Origin of the sequence: Pseudomonas morbosilactucae, assembly GCF_023241715.1 — a bacterium.
GTDB classification, from domain to species: Bacteria; Pseudomonadota; Gammaproteobacteria; order Pseudomonadales; family Pseudomonadaceae; genus Aquipseudomonas; species Aquipseudomonas morbosilactucae.
In genome coordinates this window covers 40,634-47,761 of the sequence record NZ_JALQCW010000047.1, presented here as the reverse complement: position 1 = coordinate 47,761, position 7,128 = coordinate 40,634, and the positions used below count along the sequence as shown (strand labels likewise).

The window sequence follows — 7,128 nt, the reverse complement described above, 5'->3', positions numbered from 1 at the left end:
AAACGTCGCACGACTACTTCGCGCTGCTTTTCGGTGAGTTCACACAGCCACTGATCGATGCTTTGGGACAGGTCGTCATCCTGCAACAGTTCACATGGATCGGTCGGACGGTCGTCCGTCAGGGTGTCTAGCAGGGTTTTATCCGAATCCGGACCCAGCGAGACATCAACCGAAGAAACCCGCTCATTCAGGCCGAGCATGCGCTTGACCTCTCCTACCGGTTTCTCCAGCAGGTTGGCGATTTCTTCGGGCGAGGGTTCGTGATCGAGTTTTTGAGTCAGCTCGCGGGCGGCCCGAAGGTAGACGTTGAGCTCTTTGACCACATGAATCGGCAACCGGATGGTCCGGGTCTGGTTCATGATCGCGCGTTCGATGGTTTGACGAATCCACCAAGTGGCGTAGGTCGAGAAGCGGAAGCCCCGTTCCGGATCGAATTTCTCCACCGCTCGGATCAAGCCGAGGTTGCCCTCTTCGATCAGGTCCAACAGCGAGAGCCCACGATTGACATAACGACGGGCGATTTTCACCACCAATCGCAAGTTGCTTTCAATCATGCGCTTGCGCCCCGCCGGATCGCCACTCTGCGACAAACGCGCAAAGTGAACTTCTTCCTCGGGTGAGAGCAATGGGGAAAAGCCGATTTCATTGAGGTACAACTGCGTCGCGTCGAGCGCTCGCGTGTAATCAATGTATTTGTGTTGCTTGAGTGAAGCGGAGCTTTTGGATTTGGCGCGAACGGAAGGTGGAGTTGCCCCCTCATTATTCGACATCGAATCCATATCGATGCTGGTCTCCATAAGGAGAACCTCATCGTCGATGTCAAACTCCGGCACTTCTTTACTGAGAGCCATTGTTATAGTCCTTTGGTGAGTTCGACCTCAGGCTCAAGCGGCGCCTCTATCCTTGGCAACGCTGGAACCTGTCCCCTCTACGCGACGGAACAGGCTTGTAACAGATCAACGACGTGGCAGGAATTGCAACGGATCTACAGGTTTACCTTGTCGGCGAATCTCAAAGTGCAGTTTCACCCGGTCTGTACCAGTTGACCCCATCTCCGCAATTGTTTGCCCAACTTTGACCTGCTGCCCCTCCCGAACCAGGAGCCTGCGGTTGTGGCCGTAGGCGCTGACGTAGGTTTCGTTGTGTTTGATGATGACTAATTCGCCGTAGCCCCTTAAGCCACTCCCGGCGTAAACCACCGTCCCATCAGACGCAGCTAAAACAGGCTGTCCCAAATCCCCGGCGATATCAATGCCTTTATTCAAACTACCGTTTGAAGAGAATTTTCCAATAAGAATGCCGTTTGCAGGCCATCCCCAGCCCGTTGGGGCCGGGCCTGCCGGCGGCAAAGGTGCCGGCGTGGATTTGCTCGGCGTGGCCGGCGCAACGCCCACCGGACGCCGGGTCACGGTGGTTTTACTGGACGAGGAAGCACTGGATTGGGACGTGGTCACTACCGTGGTCGGTGCCGCACCCGAGCGACCGTCGAAGCGAATCGTCTGCCCGGGATGAATGGTGAACGGTTCTGGAATGTTGTTACGCGCGGCCAGCGCCTTGTAGTCCCAACCATAACGGAAGGCAATCGAAAACAAGGTATCGCCACGACGAACCACGTATTGGCCAGTGGTCACGGTTGGACGCTGGGCAACCGCGCTGTTGCGATCGACGACTCGCACACTGCTGGATTTGGTGCTGGAGCAACCGACCAACAAGGAACTCAAGACAAGGCCAATCATCAGTCGCTGAAAGCTTGTGATACCCATACGCTGCGCAATGACTGTGAGACTCACCCGCCGCTCCCTTTGTGGTGGTTGACGATAAAGATTGCCTGGCTCAGGCATGAAATGTCGCAAGTATAACTGGCTGCCGGTGCTTTACCGCTGGCAAAACGCAAGAAGCAGGCCGGTAGATGGGTTGACCGATTCGACCAGACCGCAGCCTTCGACCCGGGCGATCAAACAGAATTCACCCCATGCCAACAAATGCTCAGGCCAACGGCCCATTGAGCAATGGCACGAAACGCACGGCCCCCAGAATATGCCGTGAAAAACCTTGCTCCTCACGAACGATCAGCATCAACTGCTGCACTTCGCCCGCACCGACGGGGATCACCAGGCGACCACCCGGTGCGAGCTGATCCAGCAACGCCTGGGGCACATCGGTCGCCACGGCGGTCACGATGATGCCGTTGTAAGGCGCCAATGCCGGCCACCCCTCCCAGCCATCGCCCCAGCGGAACACCACGTTACGCAGGTTCAACTCCTGCAGACGTTCCTTGGCCCGGTCTTGCAGGACCTTGATCCGCTCGACCGAAAACACCCGCTCGACCAATTGCGACAACACCGCCGTCTGGTAACCTGAGCCGGTACCGATCTCCAGCACCTTGTCCAGCGGCCCCGCCTCCAGCAGCAACTCGCTCATGCGGGCCACCATATAAGGCTGGGAGATGGTCTGGTTATGGCCGATGGGCAGCGCCGTGTCTTCATAGGCACGATGCGCCAAGGCTTCATCGACGAACAGGTGACGCGGTGTGCGACGAATGACTTCCAGGACCTGTGGGTTGGACAGCCCCTCATCGTACAAACGTTGAATAAGGCGTTCCCGGGTGCGCTGGGAGGTCATGCCGATGCCCCGTCGCAGCAAATCGTCTTGCTCACGAGCCATCAGCGCAGTCCCTCCAGCCAGCCGTCGAGTGTTCTGAACGCCTCGTTGAAGGTTCGATCCAGTTGCAGTGGAGTCACCGACACATACCCCTGCATCACCGCATGGAAATCCGTTCCCGGGCCACCGTCTTCGGCGTCACCGGCTGCGGCAATCCAGTAACCGGCCTTGCCCCGCGGATCGACGACTTTCATCGGCGCGGCGGCGCGGGCGCGGTGCCCCAGGCGCGTCAACTGGATACCACGGATATGGTCCAGCGGCAGGTTGGGGATGTTCACGTTCAACACCGTACGCGGCGGCAGCTGCAGCGAGGCGTGAGCCGCCACCAGTTTGCGCGCGAAGTAGGCCGCCGTGGGCAGGTTCTCCAGCTGGCGCGATACGAACGAAAACGCGAAGGCCGGCAGATCCAGAAAACGACCTTCGAGCGCCGCAGCGACAGTGCCCGAATACAGCACGTCGTCCCCCAGGTTGGCGCCCAGGTTAATGCCGGAAACCACCATGTCGGGGGGACTTTCGAGCAAGCCATTAAGGCCCAGGTGCACGCAGTCGGTGGGCGTACCGTTGATACTGATAAAACCGTTGCCCAAGGTCTGGGCGTGCAACGGACGGTCGAGCGTCAGCGAGCTGCTGGCGCCGCTTTTATCTTGATCCGGGGCAACCACCACGCACTCGGCATAATCCACCAGCGCAGCATGCAGCGCGGCGAGGCCGGGAGCGGTGACGCCATCGTCGTTAGAAATCAGAATACGCATGGGCTGTCCGTCTGCCCCACCGGCACCAGATCGACGAGTTCGCGCACCAATACAGTGGCGAAGCATCCAGCCGGCAGGACGAATTCCAATTGCAGAATGTCAGGCTCGGGATAATGCCACGTCAACCCGCCAATGGGCAGCCGCAGGATGCGACGTTCGTGGCTCATTCCCGCTTTTATCAACCAGTCCCGCAAATCCGTCTCACGGGCCGCAATGTCCTGCTCCAGGGCCTGGGTCACGCCGCTGGCAGGGGAATCACCTTCGCCCCACTGCGGACCGGTCGGGTGCAGATCGAGAATCGCCAGGCGCGGGTCACTGCACTCGGCCTCCCCCGCCGGGAAGAAACTGCGGCTATCGGTGAAGGCCAGCAGATCGCCGACCTGGGCGCGCTGCCAACTGCCATCCGCCACACGCGCCGCCAGCACCTGGTTGAACAAGTAGCTGCGGGCCGTGGAAAGCAGGCGCGAACGCACATTGCGCTGCTCAGGCAGGGCCTTGCGAGCGGCCCAATCCCGGGCATCCACCAGGTTGCCACCGTTATGGCCGAAACGCTGGGCACCGAAGTAATTGGGAATGCCCTGCTGGGCGATGGTCTTCAAGCGCTCGTCGATACCCGCCTGGTCGCCCTTGAGTTCGGTCAGGCGCAATGTGAAGCCGTTGGCCGCATGAGCGCCGCGCTGCAATTTGCGCTTGTGACGGGTCTGCTTGAGGATTTTCAGGGTGTCATTTTCGGCCGCGCTCATATCCGGATCGGCCTTGCCTGGCAGTTGCACACTGAACCACTGACGGGTCAGGGCCTGGCGATCCTTGAGCCCCGCGTAGCTGACAGTACGCAGAGGCACACCCGCCGCCTTGGCAATACGCCGGGCTGCTTCCTCGGTATTCAGGCCGCGTTTCTCCACCCAGAGCCACAGGTGTTCACCGTCGCCACTCAAGGGAATATCCAGCACTTCATCGACCTGGAAATCTTCAGCGGTGGCTTTGAGCACGGCACTGCCCAGGGCTTGACCATAGGCACGCGGGCCCAGCAATTGCAGTTCCGTCATGCGCGTAGCAACAAGGCAACGGAATGCACGGCAATGCCTTCTTCACGGCCGACAAAACCGAGCTTTTCGGTGGTGGTAGCTTTCACGTTCACTTGATCCAATTCGACTTGCAGATCCGCAGCGATCAGCGCGCGCATGCTTTCAATATGGGGCGCCATTTTCGGCGCCTGAGCGACAATGGTGTTGTCGACATTGCCGACTTTCCAGCCTTTGGCATGGATCAGCGCGACGACGTGACGCAGCAACACCCGGCTGTCTGCCCCCTTGAACTGCGGATCGGTGTCTGGAAAGTGTTTGCCGATATCGCCCAATGCCGCCGCGCCGAGCAACGCATCGCTCAGCGCATGCAACAGCACGTCGCCGTCAGAATGAGCGAGCAACCCGAAACCGTGTGCAATACGCACCCCGCCCAGGGTAATGAAATCGCCCTCAGCGAAACGGTGCACATCATAGCCGTGGCCAATACGCATAAAAAAAACGCCCTGATTGAGTCAGGGCGTGATTCTACCTGCTTTGTCGGACATTAGGCGCTAAGAGCCTGCGCATGATGCTGCAGGTGGTCGTCAATAAAACTGACGATGAAGAAATAGCTGTGGTCATAGCCTGGCTGCAGTCGCAGGGTCAGCGGATGACCGGCGTTTTTCGCCGCTTGTTGCAGGACTTCGGGCTTGAGCTGGGCCGCCAGGAAATCATCACGATCGCCTTGATCCACCAGCAACGGCAGCTTCTCGCTGGCCTCAGCAATCAGCACGCTGGCATCCCACTCGCGCCACCGCGAACGCTCCTCGCCCAGGTAGCGGGAGAAGGCTTTCTGCCCCCAAGGGCAATCCATCGGATTGCTGATCGGCGCAAAGGCCGAAACCGACTGATAACGCCCTGGGTTGCGCAATGCGCAGACCAGCGCGCCGTGCCCGCCCATGGAGTGCCCACTGATGCCGCGCTTGTCCGAAGCCGGGAAATGCGCCTCCACCAGGGCCGGCAACTCCTGCACCACATAGTCATGCATGCGGTAATGCTGCGCCCAAGGTTCCTGGGTCGCGTTCAGGTAGAACCCGGCGCCCAGGCCGAAATCCCAGGCGCCGTCCGGATCGCCCGGCACCCCGGCTCCGCGGGGGCTGGTATCCGGCGCGACGATGATCAAGCCCAACTCGGCCGCCATGCGCATGCGCCCGCCTTGTGCATGAAGTTCTCATCAGTGCAGGTCAAGCCAGACAACCAGTACAACACCGGCAGCTTGACCCCCTGCTCCGCTTGCGGCGGCAGGTAGACGGCAAACACCATGTCGCAACCCAGCACGCGGGAGCTGTGTTTGTATCGTTTGTGCCAGCCACCAAAACTCTTCTGGCAGGAAATATTTTCCAAGGTCATGGGAATGCTCCCAGCTACAAGTTGCAAGCTTCCAGCTGCAAGTCAGGCGCGCTCACTTGCAGCTGGTGGCTTGTGGCTTACAGCTGCTTCAGAAATGAATGACAGTACGGATGCTCTTGCCTTCGTGCATCAGGTCAAAAGCCTTGTTGATGTCTTCCAGGCCCATGGTGTGGGTGATGAAGGTGTCCAGCGGGATCTCGCCGGTCTGGGCCATTTCCACGTAGCTCGGCAGCTCGGAACGACCGCGCACACCGCCGAACGCCGAACCGCGCCAGACGCGACCGGTCACCAGTTGGAAAGGACGGGTAGCGATTTCCTGACCGGCACCGGCCACGCCGATGATCACCGACTCGCCCCAGCCTTTGTGGCAGCACTCGAGGGCGGCGCGCATCAGTTGCACGTTGCCGATGCATTCAAAAGAGAAGTCCACGCCGCCGTCGGTCATGTCGACGATCACGTCCTGGATCGGACGATCGAAGTCCTTCGGATTGACGCAATCGGTGGCCCCCAGTTGCTTGGCGATTTCGAACTTGGCCGGGTTGATGTCGATGGCAATGATCCGGCCAGCCTTGGCTTTGACCGCACCAATCACCGCCGACAGGCCGATACCACCGAGACCGAAGATGGCCACGGTATCGCCCGGCTTGACCTTGGCGGTGTTGATGACCGCACCGATGCCGGTGGTGACGCCGCAACCCAGCAGGCAGACTTTTTCCAGGGGCGCTTCTTGCGGGATCTTGGCCACCGAGATTTCCGGCAACACGGTGTACTCGGAAAAAGTCGAGGTGCCCATGTAGTGGAAAATTGGCTGACCTTTGTAGGAAAAGCGAGTGGTGCCGTCTGGCATCAGGCCCTTGCCCTGGGTGGCACGAATGGCCTGGCAGAGGTTGGTTTTGCCCGAGCGGCAGAATTTGCACTGGCCGCATTCCGGGGTGTACAGCGGGATCACATGATCGCCGACCGCTACCGAGGTCACGCCCTCACCGATGGCTTCGACCACGGCACCACCTTCGTGGCCGAGGATCGACGGGAAGATGCCTTCCGGGTCAGCGCCAGACAGGGTGTAGGCATCGGTGTGACAAACGCCGGAAGCGACGACCCGCAGCAGGACCTCGCCAGCCTTGGGCATCGCGACATCGACTTCAACGATTTCCAGAGGTTTCTTGGCCTCAAAGGCAACGGCAGCGCGCGACTTGATCATCCTGTTTCTCCAAGCGAATAAAAAACGAGACAGGGAGTGTAAAACAGCGCACCAGGATGAATAATCCAGACAAAAGCAAAACATTATTGCGGCACAGGGA

7 protein-coding genes and 1 pseudogene are annotated in these 7,128 nt (G+C 59.7%); all 8 read right to left on the bottom strand.

Annotated features, from left to right (window positions below; all coding sequences use genetic code 11):
• On the bottom strand, window positions 1–851 hold an 851-nt coding region (gene rpoS / locus M1B34_RS18460; protein ID WP_268265904.1), incomplete at its 3' end, for an RNA polymerase sigma factor RpoS.
• A gap of 105 nt (window positions 852–956) precedes the next feature.
• Complete coding sequence (locus M1B34_RS18455) at window positions 957–1,790, bottom strand: peptidoglycan DD-metalloendopeptidase family protein (protein ID WP_123336652.1); 834 nt, start codon at window positions 1,788–1,790, stop codon at window positions 957–959.
• A 196-nt stretch (window positions 1,791–1,986) separates the two neighbouring features.
• Complete coding sequence (locus M1B34_RS18450) at window positions 1,987–2,622, bottom strand: protein-L-isoaspartate(D-aspartate) O-methyltransferase (protein WP_185039434.1); 636 nt, start codon at window positions 2,620–2,622, stop codon at window positions 1,987–1,989.
• A gap of 41 nt (window positions 2,623–2,663) precedes the next feature.
• Complete coding sequence (gene surE / locus M1B34_RS18445; RefSeq protein ID WP_123336658.1) at window positions 2,664–3,413, bottom strand: 5'/3'-nucleotidase SurE; 750 nt, start codon at window positions 3,411–3,413, stop codon at window positions 2,664–2,666.
• Window positions 3,401–4,459, bottom strand: a complete 1,059-nt coding sequence (gene truD, locus M1B34_RS18440; protein ID WP_268265903.1) for a tRNA pseudouridine(13) synthase TruD — start codon at window positions 4,457–4,459, stop codon at window positions 3,401–3,403. Before truD ends, surE begins: the two co-directional genes overlap by 13 nt.
• Window positions 4,456–4,929: a 2-C-methyl-D-erythritol 2,4-cyclodiphosphate synthase gene (ispF, locus tag M1B34_RS18435; RefSeq protein WP_007907189.1), complete on the bottom strand. Its 474-nt coding sequence runs from the start codon at window positions 4,927–4,929 to the stop codon at window positions 4,456–4,458. The genes truD and ispF overlap by 4 nt, the downstream gene beginning before the upstream one ends.
• A 53-nt stretch (window positions 4,930–4,982) precedes the next feature.
• A pseudogene (gene fghA, locus M1B34_RS18430) lies at window positions 4,983–5,827 on the bottom strand (S-formylglutathione hydrolase).
• A gap of 88 nt (window positions 5,828–5,915) precedes the next feature.
• Entirely contained in the window at window positions 5,916–7,028 is a 1,113-nt protein-coding gene (locus M1B34_RS18425) for an S-(hydroxymethyl)glutathione dehydrogenase/class III alcohol dehydrogenase (RefSeq protein WP_268265902.1), read from the bottom strand.
• Between the last annotated feature and the right edge of the window lie 100 nt (window positions 7,029–7,128).